Raw genomic sequence first — 18551 nt, 5'->3', positions numbered from 1 at the left:
TGGGTTTCACCAAGGAGAGCTAAATGAGCGAATTGACCTCTGCACAAAAAGACAAGCTGATGTCTGACCTGAAGTTGGTGATGGCGGATGCCGAGGCCTTGCTAGCGGCTACCGCACACGATGCCAGCGGCAGCGTGGCCGAGTTGCGTGAGCGTGTGGCGCATACCTTGGCCAATGCCAAGAATGGCTTGATTGATGCGCAGGCTGCTGTGGTGGACAAGGCCAAGGCCGCCGCCAAGGCGACCGATGGCTATGTGCATGAGAACCCCTGGAAGTCGGTGGGCATTGCCGCTGGCGTGGGCCTGTTGTTGGGCATGCTGATTGGCCGTCGTTGATCAGCGCATTGAAGACCTCGTATCGGCATGGCGGAATCTGAGCGCGCAGGAGGCCTTGGGGCCTCCCTGCAAGGTTTGTTGGCAACGTTGATCGCCATCTTCCAGACGCGTCTGGCATTGCTGGCGACCGAGGTCGAGGAAGAAAAGCGGCGCCTGCTGGCCACTGTGGCTTGGGGCGCCGTTGCCGTTTTGGTGAGCTGCTTTGGCTTGGCTTTTACAGCTGTGTTTGTGACAGTACTGTTCTGGGACTCGCACCGTTTGGCGGTGTTGGGGGGCATGACAGTGCTGTTTTTTGCGTTGGCGGCGTGGGCCACGTGGCGTGTGCGCCAGTTGGTGCAGGCATCGGGCGACATGCTCGCGGCTACGTTGGCGGAACTGGATGCGGACCGGCAAGCATTGATGCGGGCCACATCACAGCCAGCGGCTTCGCCTGAGTCGGTGGACCCCGTCATGTCGCCTGCTGAGGCGGCCCGGGAGGCCGGGTTGTGAGCAAGCCACCGCTGGATGATTTGGCGCTGCGCAAGTTGATGTTGCAGCAGCGCTGTGCGGTACAGCGCGAAGTGTTGGCCGTGCAGGTTCGACAAACCTTTGCGCCGGCTGTGCGAACGGTGGCGCAGGTGAAGGCGGGTGGCCAATGGGTCAAAGAGCACCCTTGGTTGGTGGCCTTGGCGGGTGGTCTTTTGCTGGCCTGGCGACCCCGTGTGGCGGTGGGTTTGTTGGGCCGCGGCTGGGGCCTGTGGCAAACGTGGCGTCGGCTGCGGCCGACCGTGCAGCGCGTGCTGGAGTTGGTCCGGCAAGCACAGCCACCCCAGACCTGACGCGCGACGCGCAAAGATCAAGGAATTTCAAACATGTACGTGACGTTTTACGGTGCCACGGGCACGGTGACTGGCTCCAAGACGCTGGTGGAAGTGGGGGGCAAGCGCCTGTTGGTGGATTGCGGCCTGTTTCAGGGCTTCAAAACCCTGCGTGAGCGCAACTGGGAGCCCCTGCCTTTTGATCCGCGTGGCATTGATGCGGTGTTGCTGACGCATGCACACATTGATCACAGTGGGTCCTTGCCCCTGTTGATTCGCAATGGCTTCAAAGGCCACATCTACATGACCGCCGCGACTGCGGAGTTGTGCGAGATCTTGCTGCAAGACACGGCACACCTGCAGGAAGAAGAGGCTCGTTATCGCAATCGTCATAAGGCTACCCGGCACGAGCCGGCCGAGCCGCTGTACACCGTGCAAGACGCGCAAGAGTGCCTCAAGCGCATCAAGCGGATTCACAGCGATGGCAAGCTGGACTTGGGTGACGACGTGCAGATTGAGTTCACGCCAGCCGGGCACATTCTGGGGGCGGCGAGCATCCGCATTGCCCACGGCGGCAAGGCGATCTTGTTCTCCGGAGACCTGGGGCGGGACGACGACCTCGTCATGTGGCCCCCAGCAACTGGGCAGAAGGCCGACTGGGTGGTGATCGAGTCCACCTACGGCGACCGCCTGCATCCCAACATTGACGCCATTGACAAGTTGGGTGACATCGTGCGCCGCACCGCCGCGCGTGGCGGCTCCATCATCATCCCGGCGTTTGCCGTGGGGCGCACCCAAGGGGTGTTGTACTCGTTGTATCGCCTGAAGCAGGCCGGGGCCATTCCGGATCTGCCCGTGGTGCTGGACAGCCCCATGGGCGTGGCCGCGACCGGTATTTACGACCGCCATCGTGAAGGGCATCGCCTGACGCCGGAAGAGTGTCAGGGCATCCACCACATGACGCGCTTCGTGCGCAAGGTTGAAGACTCCAAGGCCTTGCTGGGGCAGCGTTTCCCGCAGGTCATCATTGCCGGCAGCGGCATGGTGACGGGCGGTCGGGTGCTGCACCACATTGCGCACTTCGGCCCCAATTCGCGCAACTCGATCGTGCTGAGCGGCTTCCAGGCTGGCGGCACGCGTGGGGCGTCGCTGGCGGCGGGGGCAACCTCGTTGAAGATGTTTGGCGAGTACGTGCCCATCCGTGCCGAGGTGTGCCAGATCGAAGGCTTGTCGGCCCACGGCGACCAACACGACCTGCTGAGTTGGCTGGGTGCTTTGGGTAAAAAGCCGTCTCAGGTTTTTGTCATTCACGGTGAGCCGCAGGCCGCCGACACCCTCAGATTGCGCATTGAGGAACAGTTGTGCATTAAATCGAGGGTTCCAGACTACAGAGAGACGTTCAAGCTGGATGAGGCTTGACCTGTCGCAAGCCCCTGATCACGTCAGCCGGATACCGTCGGGTCTCCTTGTGATGGATTTCCGACCATGTCTGCTGATTTCGCCTCTTCTCATCCTGAATCTTCTGCCCACATTGATGAGGCCTTGGCCCATCAGTTGCGCGACAGCGGTCTGAAGTCCATGCGCCTGGGCGGGCGTGAGTTGCTGCCCATCGTGCAAGGGGGCATGGGCATTGGCGTGTCGGCACATCGTTTGGCCGGCACCGTGGCATCCATGGGGGGCGTGGGAACGCTCTCTGCGGTGGACGCTCGCCGCCATCACCCTGATTTGATGGCGCGTACCGAGGGGCTGTCCAGCCGAGTCGGGCAAGACGAGGACACACGTCGGCAGGTCGATGCGGCCAACCGCGAGGCTGTGGCCCGCGAGGTCAAAGCGGCGCGCGAACAGTCGCAAGGTCGAGGCTTGCTGGCCATGAACGTGATGCGCGCGGTGAGTGATTACGCGGGCTACGTCAAAGCCTCGCTGGAAGCCGGGGTGGATGCCGTGGTGGTGGGGGCCGGGTTGCCTCTCGACCTGCCTGATCTGGCACAAGATCACCCGGACGCCTTGCTGATTCCGATTTTGTCGGATGCGCGAGGCGTGCAACTGATCGTCAAGAAGTGGGAGCGCAAGAAGCGCTTGCCCGATGCCATCGTGATCGAGCATCCTCGTTTGGCGGGCGGTCACTTGGGCGCGGCCAAGATTGCCGACCTGAACGACCCCCGTTTTGACTTCGAGCGCGTGATTCCGGACTCGCTGGCGTTTTTGCGTGCGGCCGGCATTGAAAAAGAGATTCCGCTGATTGCGGCTGGCGGCATTCGGTCGTATGAAGACATCCAGCGCGTGCAGGCCCTGGGCGCTGCCGGCGTGCAACTGGGAACCCCGTTTGCCGTGACCGAGGAGGGCGATGCCCATCCCGAGTTCAAGCGCGTGCTGGCCGAGGCCCGTGATGAGGATATGGTCGAGTTCACCAGCGTGGCAGGTTTGCCGGCCCGTGCCGTGGGCACCCCATGGCTGAAGGCCTATCTGAAGATCGAAGACCGTCTGCAGGCGGTTGTGCATGCCAAGAACCGTTGCACCAAGGCGTTTGATTGCCTGGCGCAGTGCGGCTTGCGCGACGGCCTGGCGGGCTGGGGGCAGTTCTGCATTGACAACCAACTGGCGGCGGCGCTGCGCGGCGATGTGAATAAAGGGCTGTTCTTCCGCGGTGCGGGGGCTTTGCCTTTCGGTGCACAGATTCGCTCGGTGCGTGAGCTGATGGAGCGTCTGATGACGCGTCAAGCCGCCCTGGGGCTGGTGTGAAGCCTGCCGAGAGGGTCCGGGGCGCCTAAAATCCCCGGATGATTGAGCACAGCGCGTCCCACGATTTGTTTTCCTCGGCTGCCCCTGGCGGCGCATCGCCTCTGCTGGCGGGTCTGAATCCCGAGCAGCTGGCGGCGGTCACGGCCCCCCCGGGGCCGTCGCTCATTTTGGCAGGGGCGGGTTCGGGCAAAACGCGCGTGCTCACGACCCGAATAGCCTGGCTGTTGCAAACCGGGCAAGCCACGCCCGCGGGCATCATGGCGGTGACCTTCACCAACAAGGCCGCCAAGGAAATGCAGGCCCGTTTGTCGGCCATGTTGCCCGTCAACACCCGCGCCATGTGGATCGGGACCTTCCACGGGCTGTGCAACCGCTTTTTGCGGGCCCATGCGCAAATAGCGGGGTTGCCGCAGGCGTTCCAGATTCTGGATACGCAAGACCAGTTGTCTGCTGTCAAACGCGTCATCAAGGCGCTGAAGTTTGACGAAGAGAAGTGCATTCCCAAGCAGACCACCTGGTTCATTGCCAACGCCAAGGACAACGGCCAGCGTCCGCAGGACCTGCAGCCTCGTGACGAGGTAGGGCGCATGCAACTGGCGGTGTACCAGGCGTACGAAGACCAATGCCAACGTGAAGGTGTGGTGGACTTTGCCGAGTTGATGCTGCGCACCTACGAGATCATGCGGGACCACCCTGCGGTGCGTGACCATTACCAACGCCGGTTCAAGCACATTCTGGTGGACGAGTTTCAGGACACCAACCGCCTGCAGTACCTGTGGCTGAAGATGTTTGCGGGCAACCCTGCTGTGACCGGCAACAGCGTTTTTGCCGTGGGCGACGATGACCAGAGCATTTACGCGTTCCGTGGTGCGCAGGTCAGCAACATGGGTGACTTCGAGCGCGAATTCCGCGTTCAGAAGGTTATCAAGCTGGAGCAAAACTACCGCAGCCATGGTCACATCCTGGATGCGGCCAACACCCTGATCGCGCAAAACAGCAAGCGCTTGGGCAAGAACCTGCGGACCGATGCTGGGCAGGGTGAGCCCATTCGCATTTACGAAGCCGCCAGCGATTTTGCCGAGGCCCAGTGGGTGGTGGACGAGGCTCGCCAGTTCAAGCGTGAGGGCCAGCCGCTGCACGAGGTGGCGGTGCTGTATCGCAGCAATGCGCAGTCGCGGGTGATGGAGTCGGCCTTGTTCAATGCCGGCGTGCCTTACAAGGTGTACGGTGGTTTGCGCTTCTTCGAGCGTGCTGAAGTCAAGCATGCGCTGGCTTACCTGCGCCTGATTGAGAACCCCAACGATGACACCAGCTTCCTGCGCGTGGTGAACTTCCCTGCTCGGGGCATTGGCGCCCGCAGCGTGGAGTTGCTGCAAGACGCTGCCCGCAGCACGGGCCGCAGCCTGTCTCAGAGCGTGACGGCCGTGCCCGGGAAAACCGGGGCCAACCTGCAGGGCTTTGTGGCCATGGTGGATGCCATGCGGGAAGCCACGCGTGGCCTGACCCTGCGCCAGATCATCGAGCATGTGATTGAGGCGTCTGGCTTGGCCGACTTTTATCGCAATGAAAAAGAAGGTCAGGAGCGCCTGGAGAACTTGGCCGAACTGGTGAACGCGGCCGAAGCCTTTGTGACCCAAGAGGGCTTTGGCAAAGATGCCGTGGCCTTGCCCATTGACGAATCTGCCGGCAGCATCGCCGCAGGCTTTCCAGCAGCCGTGGCGCCTGTGGACACCCTGCCAGATGCCGAGACGGGTGAAATCATCTCCCCCTTGCTGGCCTTCCTCACGCATGCTTCCCTGGAAGCGGGGGACAACCAGGCGCAAGCCGGGCAAGACGCCGTGCAGTTGATGACCATCCATGCCTCGAAGGGTTTGGAGTTCAACAACGTCTTTCTCACTGGGTTGGAAGAAGGGCTGTTCCCGCACGAGAACTCGTCCAATTCCACCGACGGTCTGGAGGAAGAACGCCGCCTGATGTACGTGGCCATCACCCGGGCGCGTCGACGCTTGCACATCAGCTTCTGCCAGACGCGCATGTTGCACGGTCAGACCCGCTACAACATCAAGAGCCGCTTCCTGGATGAATTGCCTGAAGCGGCTCTGAAATGGTTGACGCCTCGCAATCAGGGCTTCGGCTCGGGCTTTGGCCAGTCGTACCAGGATGCCTGGTCCAGTGGCAAGGGCATGGGCTCTATGGTGGGGGCCGGTGCGCAGCCCTATCGCTCGTCAGGCGGTGGCGCATCGTCGTCCCAGGGCGGCGGCAGTCGCGGTGGTTATGGTGGCCAGTCTTATGGCGGGTATCCCAAGCGTGAAGAATCTTTCAAGGATTTGACCGCGCCGCTTCCCAAGGCCATGGCGCAAGCCAAGTCCGAAGGGGGCTTCAAGGTGGGGCAGTCCGTGTTCCACAACAAGTTTGGTGAAGGCGTCATCCTGACGCTGGAAGGCTCGGGTGCAGATGCCCGCGTGCAGGTCAACTTTGGCCGACACGGCACCAAGTGGTTGATGCTCAGCGTGGCCAAACTCACGGCCATTGAGTGAGACCGTTTTTCAAGCAGAGAGTGTGTGTATGTTGATGTCGACCCGTTTGTTGCGTCCTGTGGGCGCTGCCGTTCTGGGCTTGGTGGCTGCTTCGGCCGCGCAGGCTTACAAGTTCAACGCGCTGGATCAACTCCAGTCGCAAGCCGAGTTCCGGCAGTTGTCGGAAGACCTCAGCGCCACGCTGGTCGATCGCCAGCACGCGCCGGCCTCGGGCCTGGGCCTCATTGGTTTTGACGTGGCCCTGACGGCCGGTGGCACCAGCATCCAGAGCAAGGCCATCGTCGAGCGCGCGACAGGTTCCAGCAATGTGCCAAGCACCTTGCCGACCGTGGCCCTGCGTGCGCAGAAGGGCCTGCCTTTTGGTGTGGACCTCGGTGTGTCCTACACCACGGTGCCCGGCAGTTCGGTTTCGGCGGTGGGGGGCTCGGTGAAGTGGGCCTTCGTGGAGGGCGGCGTGCTGACGCCTGCGGTGGCGGTGCGTCTCCATGCCAACCAGACCAATGGCCTGGGTGACATGAGCCTGCGTAGCCAGGGCGTGGACCTGTCCATCTCCAAGGGCTTTGCGTTCTTCACACCTTATGCCGGCGTGGGCGTGGTGGCCAGTCAGGCTTCGACCAAGAACGACCGCTGGGCCGCTGAGCGCTACACCCAGACACGCGTGTTTGCCGGTGCCAACCTGAATCTGTTGGTCACGAACCTGGCCTTCGAAGCGGACAAGACCGGTGAAGACACCACGCTGAGCCTGAAGTTCGGCGTGCGCTTCTGACGCCGTCAGCCGGATCAGACCAGACCGTTGCGAATCGCGTAAACGGTCAGTTCTGAGTTGTTGGTCAGCCCCAGTTTCTCCAAAACCCGTGCGCGGTACACGCTCACGGTCTTGGGGCTGAGCAGCAGTTGTTCGGCGATGTCCGACAGACGCTTGCCCGAAGCAATCATCACCAGGGTCTGCAACTCCCGGTCCGAGAGCTTCTGGTGGGCATCTTCCTGTGTGGGCGTGGTGAGGTTGTCCACCAGCATCTGCGCCATCTCGGGCGTCACGTACTTCTTGCCCTGGGCCACGGTTTTCACGGCGGCCACGATCTGGGCGGCATCGCTGCCCTTGTTCAGGTAGCCCGATGCGCCGGCCTTGAGCGCACGCATGGCGTACTGGTCCTCAGGGTACATGGACACCACCAGCACCTTGAGCGTGCTGCCTTCTTCCTTGAGCACGTGCAGCACGTCCAGGCCGCTGCGTCCGGGCAGGTTGATGTCGAGCACCAGCACGTCACACGACTTGTCGCGCATGAGGGTGCGCAACTCGCCGTAATCGGCCGCTTCGCCCACCACCTCGATGTCTTCGGCGTCAGCCAGGGTGTCGCGGATGCCGCGGCGGATCAGGGCGTGGTCGTCGCAAAGAATGACTTTGATCATAGTTTGCCCCAGGCTGTGGGGTCGTCTGCGTCTTTGTCGGTGTTCGCGGGCTCGCTGTCGAACACGGGGAAGAACTGATCGATGAAACCGTTTTCCGGTCCCGACAAGGGGACGGACAGGATCAGCGTGGTGCCACCCGCATTGCTGCTGATGTCGACCCAGCCGCCCACGGTTTCGGCGCGCTCGTGCAGGCCTCGGATACCGAATGAACGGGCTTTTGCCAGATCCTCGTTATTGAGGCCTTTGCCATTGTCGGTGACTTCAATGGACAAGACACCTCCGGCCTGAGTCAGGTCCACGCTGACCTTGCTGGCCTGTGCGTGTTTGGAGACATTGGTGAGCGCTTCTTGTGCAAAACGATAGGCGACCAGCGGGACGCCAGAGGCCAGATGCTGCAACTGCTCATGGCTGGCGCGGAACGTGGCCTCGATGCCTGTGCGTTTGCCAAAGCGGTCGGTCATCCATTGCAGCGCGGGCGCCAAGCCTTGTTCGAGAATGGCCGGGCGCAGGTTGTGCATGATGCGCTGGCTGGCCTCGTGTGCGTGCGACACCGATTCCAGCGCTTGCTGCACGCGTTCGGCAATTTGGGGTGTGGGCGCATGGCGGGCAATCCAGGCCAGATCGAACTTCACGGCCGTCAGTGCGCCGCCCACGTCATCGTGGATTTCGCGTGCGATGGCGGCACGTTCCTGCTCGATGCTGGTCTGAAGATGCTGCGCCAGCTCGCGCAACTGTTGACGAGATCTGCTCAAGGCCAGGTCGGCACGCTGCTTGGCAATGCGCGTGCGGTTGGCTTCGATGGCCAGCAGGGCGGCAGGGGCCAGACGCGTCAGGTTGCTCTTGAGCAGGTAGTCGTTGGCGCCATTGCGCATGGCTTGCACGGCAATGTCTTCGCCAATCTCCCCCGAAACCAGAATGAATGGCACCAGTTTGCCCAGCGCCCGCACTTTGTCGAGCGCGGCCAGCCCGGAGTACCCCGGCAGGTTGTAGTCCGACAGGATCAGGTCCCAGTCCTCGTGTAGTGCCTCTGACAAACTTGCTTCATCCTCCACACGGAAGATGTCGGCATTGATGCCGCCGCGTCGCAAGTGGATGGCGACCAGCGCGTGGTCTTCTTCATTGTCTTCAATGTGAAGCACACGCAGGCGAACGGGCGGCAGCGAGGCGCTGCTGTTCGCCATGACGGGGTGTTCTGAGGAGGAGTCAGTCGGGCAATCGGGCACGTGCAACCTTCAATCCCTGGATATGAACCAGCTTTTACTGTGTGATCAAGTTCACCAGATTTCCGGGAAATGGAAAAAATTCTAACAACCGGCTGAAGTTCTGCGCATTCAGGTATCAAGGATCTGCGCAAAGTGCCGACAACCTTCACAGCAAAGGGCTATCACATTGTGGGAGCCTGTTCTTCAACTGGTTGAGTGGAGCCACGATGAGCTACGACGTTTCCGTCGCGACACAGAGCCCCCCCCCTGAGATGTCGATCTTGCAGGCGGCCGTGCTTCAGGACCACCTGATGACGGCGACCAACGACCTGGAGCGCCTGCAACGCTTGCTCGACGACGCTTGCCTGGCGTTGATGGAAGGCTTTCACACGTCCGCAGGGCAGTTGGGTGAAGTGATCGACCAAGGGCATGAAATCACGCCTCATCTGATGGAAGTGCGCCAGAAGCTGTTCAAAGCAGTGACGGCTCTTCAATTCCAGGACATGGCCACGCAGTTGATTGCCCACACCAATAAACGTTTGCGCAACTGTGCGGATCAGATCGCCAGAGACGCACTTGGCGATGACGATCCCGATGGCGCGGCCGTTGTGGAAGAAGGTCCATTGAAGCCCAACCCGGTCACCCAGGACGAGATGGACGCCGGGTCCGTTGAGCTTTTCTAAAGATTTCTTCCCACCAGCCGAAATCAGGTTCGCCGCTGACTGGTTTTAACTACCCAATCCGCCCCAGCACTGTTCATTCAAGCACCGGAGAGCGACATGCATTCGATTCTTGCCGTTGACGATTCCGCATCCATGCGTCAGATGGTTTCCTTTACGCTCAAGAGCGCCGGCTACAACGTAGTGGAAGCCGTTGACGGGCAAGATGCCTGGGAGAAGGCTGGCGGCCGCAGCTTTGATTTGGTGCTGACAGACCAGAACATGCCCCGTATGGACGGCATCAGTCTGACCAAGAAGCTCCGTGAAAACCCCCAGTTCAAAACCACCCCCATTCTGATCCTGACGACCGAGTCTAGTGATCAAATGAAACAAGCTGGTCGTGCTGCTGGTGCGACAGGCTGGCTGGTGAAGCCTTTTGACCCCAACAAGCTGATCGAGGTGATTCAGAAGGTGATCCGCTAATCACGGATCCCGGATGACGCGCGCTGCGTCGTGAAGACCAATTTCAGGAGCCAGACATGGCAGAGATGAGCACAGACCACAGCAGTTCCGCCGCAGGCATTGACCTCAGTCAGTTCTACCAAGTCTTCTTTGAAGAGGCGGGTGAGAACCTCGACAACATGGAGCAGCTGCTGCTGAACCTGGACATCGAGGCCGCTGACGACGAAGAGCTCAACGCGATCTTCCGCTGCGCACACTCCATCAAGGGGGGCGCTGCGACCTTTGGCTTCAGCGACGTGGCCGAGTTGACGCACCAGATGGAGACGCTGCTCGACAAGTTGCGTCGCCACGAACTGGTCCCCACCGCCCCCATGGTGGATGTCCTGCTGCAATCTGGCGACGCACTCAAGGCACAACTGGCGCGTCACCAAGGCTCTGGTGGTGAGGTCGTGGATACGACCGAGTTGCTGGTCAACATCCGCGCGATGGTTGCCGGTGAAACGCCCATGCTGGACATTTCCTCCAGCCCTGCGCCGGCGCCTTCACCAGCTCCGGCTCCGGCAGCAGAGCCTGTCGTCGAGGTGGTTGCTGCTCCTGCGGTTACCGCCGCACCGACATCCGGGCAGCGCACGGTGGAGTTGCGTGTCGGTCCACTGAGCAATCTGTCTCAGGCGGACAACCTGCTGGAGTTGTTCAAGGAAATCACAGATTTGGGCACCATTGAGCCCTTGCCTGACGACCCCGCGTTGGCCAACATCCGCCGGTTCAAGGTGTCGACGGCGAGCGATGAAGCCGAACTGGTCGACCTGTTCACCTTCCACGTCTCGCGTGATCAAGTGGCCTTCGTGGCGCTGAGCGATGCGCCCAAAGCAGCGCCTGTTGCTGCAGCACCTGCTCCTGCCGCTGACCCCGGGTATGGTTTCTTTGACGAGCCTGAACCCGCCGCAGCACAAGCCGCTGCGCCAGCCCCTGCGCCGGTGGCAGAAGTGGGTTACGGCTTCTTTGACAATGCCCCAGGTGCGCCAGCGGCACCTGCCGCTGCGGTGGCAGCAGCGCCCGAGTTGGCAGCTGCAAAGCCTGTTGCGCCTGTCGCCCCCAAGCCCGCTGCCCCCAAGCACGACAAGCCTGCTGCGGGCGGTCTGGAAGCGTCCACCATTCGCGTGTCGGTCGAAAAGGTCGACCAGCTCATCAACTTGGTGGGTGAACTGGTGATCACTCAGGCCATGCTGGCGCAAAACAGCCGCGGGCTGGATCCGGTCGTCTACCAGCAACTGGTGACCGGTCTGACCGACCTGGATCGCAACACCCGCGACCTGCAAGAAGCGGTGATGTCGATCCGGATGATTCCGATGTCGACGGTGTTCAGCCGCTTCCCACGCATGCTGCGTGACCTGGCCAATAAGCTGGGCAAGAAGGTGGAACTGGTGACCCAGGGTGAAGCGACAGAATTGGACAAGGGCCTGGTCGAGAAGATCACCGACCCGCTGACCCACTTGGTGCGCAATTCGTGTGACCACGGTATCGAATCGCCAGCCGATCGTTTGGCCGCAGGCAAGCCGGAAGTGGGCACCATCACGCTGTCGGCGTCTCATCAGGGCGGCTCGATCGTGATCGAAGTGCGCGACGACGGCAAGGGCTTGTCGCGCGAGAAGCTGCTGAACAAGGCGCGTGAAAAGGGCATTGATGCACCTGATACGCTGACCGACCAAGAGGTGTGGGGCCTGATCTTTGCCCCCGGCTTCTCCACCGCGGAGCAAGTCACCGACGTGTCGGGCCGTGGCGTGGGCATGGACGTGGTCAAGAAGAACATCACTTCGCTGGGTGGTACCGTCGAAATTGATTCGGCAGAAGGCTACGGCATGCGCGTGGCGGTGCGTTTGCCTCTGACCCTGGCCATCATGGATGGCATGAGCGTGGGCGTGGGCGAAGAGGTCTACATCCTGCCGCTGTCGTCGGTGGTGGAAAGCTTCCAGGTCAGCACCGAAATGGTCAAGACCATTGGGGGTTCGGGCCGCGTCGTGGAGGTCCGCGACGAGTACATGCCCGTCATCGAACTGGAAAAGGTCTTCAATGTGCCCCGCTTTGACTGGGAGCACAACAGCGGCATCATGGTCGTGGTCGAAGCCGAAAGTGGCCGTGTCGCACTGCTGGTGGATGAACTGCTGGGACAACAACAGGTGGTGGTCAAGAACCTCGAAACCAACTACCGCAAGGTGAGCGATGTCTCGGGCGCCACCATCATGGGTGACGGCCGTGTGGCACTGATTCTGGACGTGGGCAGCCTCGTGCGTCGCTCGCGTCACTGATTGGTGACGAACAGCTTGGAGAAAAAAGGTAATGGGTATGATGGAACAAGTGGACGTGCAACAGACCGAACTGGCGCGCGAGTACCTGACCTTCCGCCTGGGCGATGAAGAGTATGGCATCGACATCCTGAAGGTGCAGGAAATCCGTGGCTACGAAAACCCCACCCGCATCGCCAACGCACCTCATTTCCTGAAGGGCGTGGTGAACCTGCGGGGCACGATCGTGCCCATCGTGGACCTGCGTTTGCGATTTGGCTGCAGCTCAGCTGAGTACAACTCGTTTACCGTGTCCATCGTGCTGCACATCGGCCAGCGCACCATCGGTGTGGTGGTGGACTCGGTGAGCGATGTGATGGAGATCCCGGCAGAGGCCATTCGTCCCGCGCCTGAGATGTCGTCGGCGATCGATGCCACCTACATCCGCGGTCTGGCCCAAGTGGGGGAACGCATGGTCATCCTGCTCGACATCGAAAGCATGTTGATGAGCCAGGACATGGGGCTAGTGGACTGAGAGGTCTTCCGTACCCTCAAACAAAAAGGGCGCTGTGAGCGCCCTTTTTGTCGTGGTGAGTTCAGCCGTTGAGCTTAGCTGGCGCTGGATAACACCGCCGCTGCCACCGCCTGATCCAGCTGCGCCAGCGGCACGGCCAGGCGAGCCTCGGCATCCGTGACCTCGCGTTGCTTGGTCGCCCAGATGGGGGCGGGCCAGCGGGCATCCCAGTCGTAACGGGCAATCACGTGCCAGTGCAGATGGGGCACCATGTTGCCCAGCGAGGCCAAGTTGATTTTGGTGGGCTTCAGCGCCTCGCGCAGCACGGTTTCCACCTTGGCCACGGTCTGCATCAGATGGCTGCGCTCGGCAGGCACCAAGTCCGTCCACTCCGCCACATGGTCGTTCCAGATCACGCGGTAAAAGGCGGGGTGGTCAGCATCGACCGCACGGATAACGCGCAGCTTGTCCGTGCGTGCGAGCAGGATGCCGCCATCCTGTTCGCACAGCTCGCAACCGGGGATGCGGGTGTCGGCCATCGTCACACCAGCACGCGTTCGATGCCACCGGTGTTGGCCTGGTCGACATAGTCACGCATCCAGTTGTCGCCCAGGATCTGCTTGGCCATTTCCACCACGATGTAGTCGGCTTCCAGCAGGCCGTTCTGGGTGTCTTCGCCATAGCGGTTCAGGCCTTGCAAGCAAGCCGGGCAAGACGTCAGCATCTTGACGTTGTCCTTCTCGCCGATCAGGCCCTTGTCGCGCAGCTCGGACTCACCCTTGCGGATTTCCTGTTCCTTGCGGAAACGAATCTGTGTGGAGATGTCCGGACGGTTCACCGCCAGGGTGCCCGCTTCGCCGCAGCAGCGGTCCGACTTGACCACGCCATCGCCCAGCAGTGCCTTGACCGTCTTCATCGGGTCTTGCAGTTTCATGGGGGTGTGGCAGGGGTCGTGGTAGAGGTAGCCACCCTGGTTGGGCAGGGTGATGCCCTTTTCCAGCAGGTACTCGTGGATGTCGATGATGCGGCAGCCTGGGAAGATCTTGTCGAACTGGTAGCCCTGCAACTGGTCGTAGCAGGTGCCGCAGGACACGACCACCGTCTTGATGTCCAGGTAGTTCAACGTGTTGGCCACACGGTGGAACAGCACCCGGTTGTCGGTGATCATCTTCTCGGCCTTGTCGAACTGGCCGGCCCCGCGTTGCGGATAACCGCAGCAGAGGTAACCCGGCGGCAGCACGGTCTGTACGCCAGCGTGCCACAGCATGGCTTGCGTGGCCAAGCCCACTTGGCTGAACAGACGCTCAGAACCACAACCCGGGAAGTAGAAGACGGCTTCGGTGTCGGCCGTGGTCTTCTGTGGATTGCGGATGATGGGGACGTAGTCCTTGTCCTCGATGTCCAGCAGCGCGCGCGCGGTCTTCTTGGGCAGGCCGCCCGGCATCTTCTTGTTGATGAAGTGGATGATCTGCTCTTTGATGGGCGCCGTCCCGACCGATGCGGGAGGGGCGCTGGTCTGCTTGCGTGCCACCACCTTCATCACGTCGTTGGCCACGCGCTGCAAAGGCATAGCCACGTCCACCAGGGCCGAACGGATCAGCTTGATGGTTTGTGGATTGTTGGTGTTGAGCATGGCCATGCCCGCTGCGCCCGCAGGGCGGAAACTCTTCTGACCCATCTTGGTCAGCAGGTTGCGCATGGCCATCGACACATCGCCGAAGTCAATCTTGACCGGGCAGGGCGTGTAGCACTTGTGGCAGACCGTGCAGTGGTCGGCCACGTCCTCGAACTCGGACCAGTGCTTGATTGACACGCCACGGCGGGTCTGCTCTTCGTACAGGAAGGCTTCGACCAGCAGCGACGTGGCCAGGATCTTGTTGCGCGGGCTGTAGAGCAGGTTGGCGCGAGGCACGTGGGTGGCACACACCGGCTTGCACTTGCCGCAGCGCAGGCAGTCCTTGACCGACGTGGCAATGTCGCCAATGTCCGACTGCTGCATGATCAAGGATTCGTGCCCCATCAGGCCGAACGATGGCGTGTACGCCTCGGTCAGATCGGCCGCGTGCACGTCATCACCCAGGGCCTTCAGCGCGGCGCCGCGCAGCAGCTTGCCCTTGTTGAAGCGGCCTTCGGGGTCCACCTTCTGCTTGTAGGCGGTGAAGTTGGCGATTTCCTCGTCGGTCAGGAACTCCAGCTTCGTGATGCCGATGCCATGTTCGCCCGAAATCACGCCGTCCAGCGAACGCGCCAGCGTCATGATGCGTGCCACGGCTTCATGGGCCGTTTGCAGCATCTCGTAGTTGTCGCTGTTGACCGGGATGTTGGTGTGCACGTTGCCGTCACCGGCGTGCATGTGCAGGGCGACCCACACGCGACCACGCAGCACCTGCTTGTGGATGCGCTTGAGCTCGTCCACGATGGGGTGCAGGGCCGCACCGTTGAACACCTTGGCCAGCTCGTCGCGGATTTCCTTCTTCCAGCTGGCGCGGATCGACCACGTCTGCAGCAGGTTGAAAACCGTGTCCTGACCCTCTGGGGTGTAGGTGCCATTGCGATGCTGCTCGTAGCCCAGCGCGACCAGTTGTGCATCGACCTCGCTCAGCGGCGTGTCGATGTGGTCGTACAGGAACTGCCAGCGTGCGCGAACGGTATCCAGGTGTGCTTGAGCTTGAGCCACTTTCTCGGCCAATTGCTCGGCACTGGGCAGCTCTTCTGCGTCTTCCACCTTGCCCATGGGCAGATGGCCGCTCGCGAGGAAGGCCTTCAGGGCATCGGCAATGGCCAGCTTGTTGCGCAAGCTCAGCTCGATGTTGATGCGCTCAATGCCCAGCGTGTACTCACCCATGCGAGGCAGGGGAATCACCACGTCTTCGTTCACCTTGAACGCATTGGTGTGCTTGGCGATGGCCGCGGTGCGCTTGCGGTCTGCCCAGAACTTCTTGCGGGCCTCGCTGCTGACGGCGATGAAGCCTTCACCCGCACGGCCATTGGCCAGGCGAATCACCTCGCTGGCAGCCAGTGCCACGCGATCTTCGTCATCGCCCACGATGTCGCCAATCAGCACCATCTTGGGCAACACACCGCGTTTGCTCTTGGTGGCATAGCCCACGGCGCGCAGGTAGCGGTCGTCGAGGTGCTCCAGGCCGGCCAGGATGGCGCCGCCGGGCTGCTTCATCTCGGCGAACATGAAGTCCTTGATCTCGACGATCGAGGGTACGCCTAGCGTGGGGTTGCCAAAGAACTCCAGACACACCGTGCGCGTGTGCTTGGGCATGCGGTGCACGACCCAGCGCGCGCTGGTGATCAGGCCGTCGCAGCCTTCCTTCTGAATGCCGGGCAGGCCGGCCAGGAACTTGTCGGTGACGTCCTTGCCCAGACCTTCCTTGCGGAAGACGCTGCCGGGGATGTCGAGCTTTTCCGTGCGCAGATGGGTCTTGCCATCGGCCGCGTAGTAATGCAACTCGAACTGGGCCACGGCCACGTCGTGGATCTTGCCCAGGTTGTGGTTCACGCGAACCACTTCCAGCCATTCGGCATTGGGCGTCACCATGCGCCACGAGGCCAGGTTGTCCAGGGCGGTGCCCCACAGCACGGCCTTCTTGCCGCCCGCGTTCATGGCGATGTTGCCGCCCACGCACGAGGCTTCTGCCGAAGTCGGGTCCACAGCGAACACAAAACCGCCGCGCTCAGCCGCATCGGCCACGCGCTGGGTGACCACGCCTGCGCCTGTCCAGATGGTGGCCACGGGCTGGTTCAGGCCTGGCAGGTTCACCATCTCGACTTCGGTCATCTGTTCGAGCTTTTCGGTGTTGATCACCGCACTCTTCCAGGTCAGCGGCACGGCGCCGCCGGTGTAGCCCGTCCCACCCCCGCGCGGGATGATGGTCAGACCCAACTCGACGCAACCCTTGACCAGGGCGGCCATCTCCTCTTCCGTGTCCGGGGTCAGGACCACGAAAGGGTATTCCACACGCCAGTCGGTGGCATCGGTGACGTGGGCCACACGGCTCAGGCCATCGAACTTGATGTTGTCGTGCTTGGTGACCTTGCGCAGGACCTTGTTGGTGCGCTCACGCAGCGCGCCCATGTCGTCAAAGGCCTTGGCAAAGCGATCGACCGCGGCACGCGCCATGCTCAGCAATTCACCAACGAGGGCGTCGCGCGACGCATCGCTGCCTGGCGTGCGGCGCTTGTCCACTTCGCCCAGGCGATGGTGCAGGGCTTCGGTCAGCTGACCTCGGCGCTTGGGGTTGTCCAGCAGGTCGTCCTGCAGATAGGGGTTGCGCTGAACGACCCAGATGTCGCCCAGCACTTCGTAGAGCATGCGGGCGGAGCGGCCGGTCTGGCGCTCTGCACGCAGCAGGCTCAACAGCTCCCAGGCGCGTTGGCCCAGCAGACGCTGGACGATCTCGCGGTCCGAGAACGAGGTGTAGTTGTACGGAATTTCGCGCAGGCGAGGCTGGCCGTCGTTATGGGCGTCGGCGGCCTGGGCGATCATGTGGGTCAACTCTGTGGGTGCGTTCATGAGGGCGCCAGACGCGAAAGGCCGGATTTCAGAAAAGCGCAAGGCACCTGGGTGGGCATGAAGCTCGCCCAAGCGCTGCATGTGGGGGTGGTTTTTCGCGCCTGAGGAGAGATGTTACCGCAGCACTCCATGTCCTTCCTCAGAAAAGGGGTCCTGTGACCCTCTTCAGGCGACGTTTGCGCGAGAATGAAAGCGTTAAGCTGACGTCAAGCTGATCTGGGTTGTAGTGCGATGCGACGAACGTGTCGGGGCCCCGAGCAGAAACCGGCTCCTGACATGACCACTCACGCTTCTTCCTCAGCCCTTTGGCCTTATCCCTGCTGGATTGCCCATCGTGGGGCGGGGGATCTGGCGCCGGAAAACACCATGGCTGCCTTCCGCTTGGGAGCGGAGCATGGTTTTGGTATGTTCGAGTGCGATGTGCGCCTGAGCGCAGACGGCGAGCCTTACCTGCTGCACGATGATGTGCTCGACCGCACCACCAATGGCCTTGGTCCGGCCGCCTTGCTGCCATGGGATGCTTTGTCCCGACTGGATGCCGGGAGCTGGCACGGGAGGCCCTATGCGGGCGAACCGCTGATGCGCCTGGAGTCCTTGGCCCGGTGGCTGCTGGCCTTGGGTTTGATGGTCAACCTTGAGATCAAGCCTTCACCTGGCGACGAAGAGCGTACCGGCCGTGTGGTTGCCAATCATGTGGCGCGTTTGTGGTCGCAGGCGCATGTCATGCCCTTGCTCAGTTCATTCAACGTGACTGCATTGAAAGCCGCTCGCAACGCTCAGCCCGATTTGCCGCGTGCGCTGCTGATCGATCAGTGGGCGCAGGACAGCATCCGGACAGCGCAAGAGCTGGGTTGCCATGCCATGGTGGTCAACTACCGTTACCTGGACGAGCGCAAAATTGACGCCATCCATCAGGCCGACATGAAGGCCCTGACTTACACCGTCAACAACGCGGATCGTGCTGCGACGCTTTGGCTGTCCGGGCTGGATGGCCTGATCACCGATCGCATCGATGTGTTTGAGCCCCAGGCGCGCCTGGGTGCCCATCCCGGTCGCCTCATGCTGGCGACCGATTTGATGCTGGTCTGA

Annotated in this window: 16 protein-coding genes; 12 read left to right on the top strand and 4 right to left on the bottom strand. The window is 61.8% G+C overall.

Going from position 1 to position 18551, the window contains the following annotated elements:
* Positions 1 to 32: 32 nt before the first annotated feature.
* From ACOYNB_RS06330 to ACOYNB_RS06300, 7 genes are all read left to right on the top strand, one after another.
* The gene (locus ACOYNB_RS06330; RefSeq protein WP_374257443.1) at positions 33 to 335 is read left to right on the top strand and encodes a DUF883 family protein; all 303 of its coding nucleotides are present in this window, start codon (positions 33 to 35) and stop codon (positions 333 to 335) included.
* Positions 336 to 362: 27 nt separating this feature from the next.
* Positions 363 to 824, top strand: coding sequence for a phage holin family protein (locus tag ACOYNB_RS06325; protein WP_422838277.1), 462 nt, complete (start codon positions 363 to 365; stop codon positions 822 to 824).
* Positions 821 to 1153 carry a YqjK family protein gene (locus tag ACOYNB_RS06320; protein WP_422838276.1) on the top strand — a complete coding sequence of 111 codons (333 nt, stop codon included), beginning with the start codon at positions 821 to 823 and terminating at the stop codon, positions 1151 to 1153. Before ACOYNB_RS06325 ends, ACOYNB_RS06320 begins: the two co-directional genes overlap by 4 nt.
* Positions 1154 to 1186: 33 nt before the next feature.
* Positions 1187 to 2551: an MBL fold metallo-hydrolase gene (locus ACOYNB_RS06315; RefSeq protein WP_374257428.1), complete on the top strand. Its 1365-nt coding sequence runs from the start codon at positions 1187 to 1189 to the stop codon at positions 2549 to 2551.
* Between the two features lie 159 nt (positions 2552 to 2710).
* Positions 2711 to 3871, top strand: a complete 1161-nt coding sequence (locus tag ACOYNB_RS06310; RefSeq protein WP_422838349.1) for an NAD(P)H-dependent flavin oxidoreductase — start codon at positions 2711 to 2713, stop codon at positions 3869 to 3871.
* Between the two features lie 38 nt (positions 3872 to 3909).
* Positions 3910 to 6408, top strand: coding sequence for a UvrD-helicase domain-containing protein (locus ACOYNB_RS06305; RefSeq protein ID WP_422838275.1), 2499 nt, complete (start codon positions 3910 to 3912; stop codon positions 6406 to 6408).
* A 28-nt stretch (positions 6409 to 6436) separates the two neighbouring features.
* Complete coding sequence (locus ACOYNB_RS06300) at positions 6437 to 7174, top strand: hypothetical protein (RefSeq protein ID WP_422838274.1); 738 nt, start codon at positions 6437 to 6439, stop codon at positions 7172 to 7174.
* Between the two features lie 14 nt (positions 7175 to 7188).
* Here the strand turns inward: ACOYNB_RS06300 and ACOYNB_RS06295 are convergent, their stop codons facing one another.
* Positions 7189 to 7818, bottom strand: coding sequence for a response regulator (locus ACOYNB_RS06295; protein WP_422838273.1), 630 nt, complete (start codon positions 7816 to 7818; stop codon positions 7189 to 7191).
* Positions 7815 to 8999 (bottom strand): response regulator, encoded by a 1185-nt coding sequence (locus tag ACOYNB_RS06290; RefSeq protein ID WP_422838272.1) that lies wholly within the window; start codon positions 8997 to 8999, stop codon positions 7815 to 7817. Before ACOYNB_RS06290 ends, ACOYNB_RS06295 begins: the two co-directional genes overlap by 4 nt.
* Before the next feature lie 248 nt (positions 9000 to 9247).
* Here ACOYNB_RS06290 and ACOYNB_RS06285 point away from each other — a divergent pair, with 248 nt between their 5' ends.
* The 4 genes from ACOYNB_RS06285 to ACOYNB_RS06270 all read left to right on the top strand — a co-directional run bounded on the left by ACOYNB_RS06285 (position 9248) and on the right by ACOYNB_RS06270 (position 12958).
* Positions 9248 to 9703 (top strand): hypothetical protein, encoded by a 456-nt coding sequence (locus ACOYNB_RS06285; RefSeq protein WP_422838271.1) that lies wholly within the window; start codon positions 9248 to 9250, stop codon positions 9701 to 9703.
* A 96-nt stretch (positions 9704 to 9799) separates the two neighbouring features.
* Positions 9800 to 10162 (top strand): response regulator, encoded by a 363-nt coding sequence (locus ACOYNB_RS06280; protein WP_339584029.1) that lies wholly within the window; start codon positions 9800 to 9802, stop codon positions 10160 to 10162.
* 56 nt (positions 10163 to 10218) lie between these two features.
* Positions 10219 to 12447: a chemotaxis protein CheA gene (locus ACOYNB_RS06275; protein ID WP_422838270.1), complete on the top strand. Its 2229-nt coding sequence runs from the start codon at positions 10219 to 10221 to the stop codon at positions 12445 to 12447.
* 31 nt (positions 12448 to 12478) lie between these two features.
* Positions 12479 to 12958, top strand: a complete 480-nt coding sequence (locus tag ACOYNB_RS06270; RefSeq protein ID WP_374259281.1) for a chemotaxis protein CheW — start codon at positions 12479 to 12481, stop codon at positions 12956 to 12958.
* Positions 12959 to 13032: 74 nt separating this feature from the next.
* Here ACOYNB_RS06270 and ACOYNB_RS06265 read toward each other — a convergent pair whose 3' ends face one another.
* Positions 13033 to 13476 carry an HIT family protein gene (locus ACOYNB_RS06265; protein ID WP_422838269.1) on the bottom strand — a complete coding sequence of 148 codons (444 nt, stop codon included), beginning with the start codon at positions 13474 to 13476 and terminating at the stop codon, positions 13033 to 13035.
* Positions 13477 to 13478: 2 nt separating this feature from the next.
* Entirely contained in the window at positions 13479 to 17462 is a 3984-nt protein-coding gene (locus ACOYNB_RS06260) for a DUF3683 domain-containing protein (RefSeq protein ID WP_422838268.1), read from the bottom strand.
* A 276-nt stretch (positions 17463 to 17738) separates the two neighbouring features.
* Between ACOYNB_RS06260 and ugpQ the strand changes: the two genes are divergently transcribed.
* Positions 17739 to 18551: a glycerophosphodiester phosphodiesterase gene (gene ugpQ / locus ACOYNB_RS06255; protein WP_422838267.1), complete on the top strand. Its 813-nt coding sequence runs from the start codon at positions 17739 to 17741 to the stop codon at positions 18549 to 18551.

This window comes from Aquabacterium sp. (assembly GCF_049317225.1).
In the GTDB taxonomy this organism is placed as follows: domain Bacteria; phylum Pseudomonadota; class Gammaproteobacteria; order Burkholderiales; family Burkholderiaceae_C; genus Aquabacterium.
The sequence above is the reverse complement of the archived record's forward strand: the minus strand, read 5'-3'. Positions and strand labels throughout refer to the sequence as shown.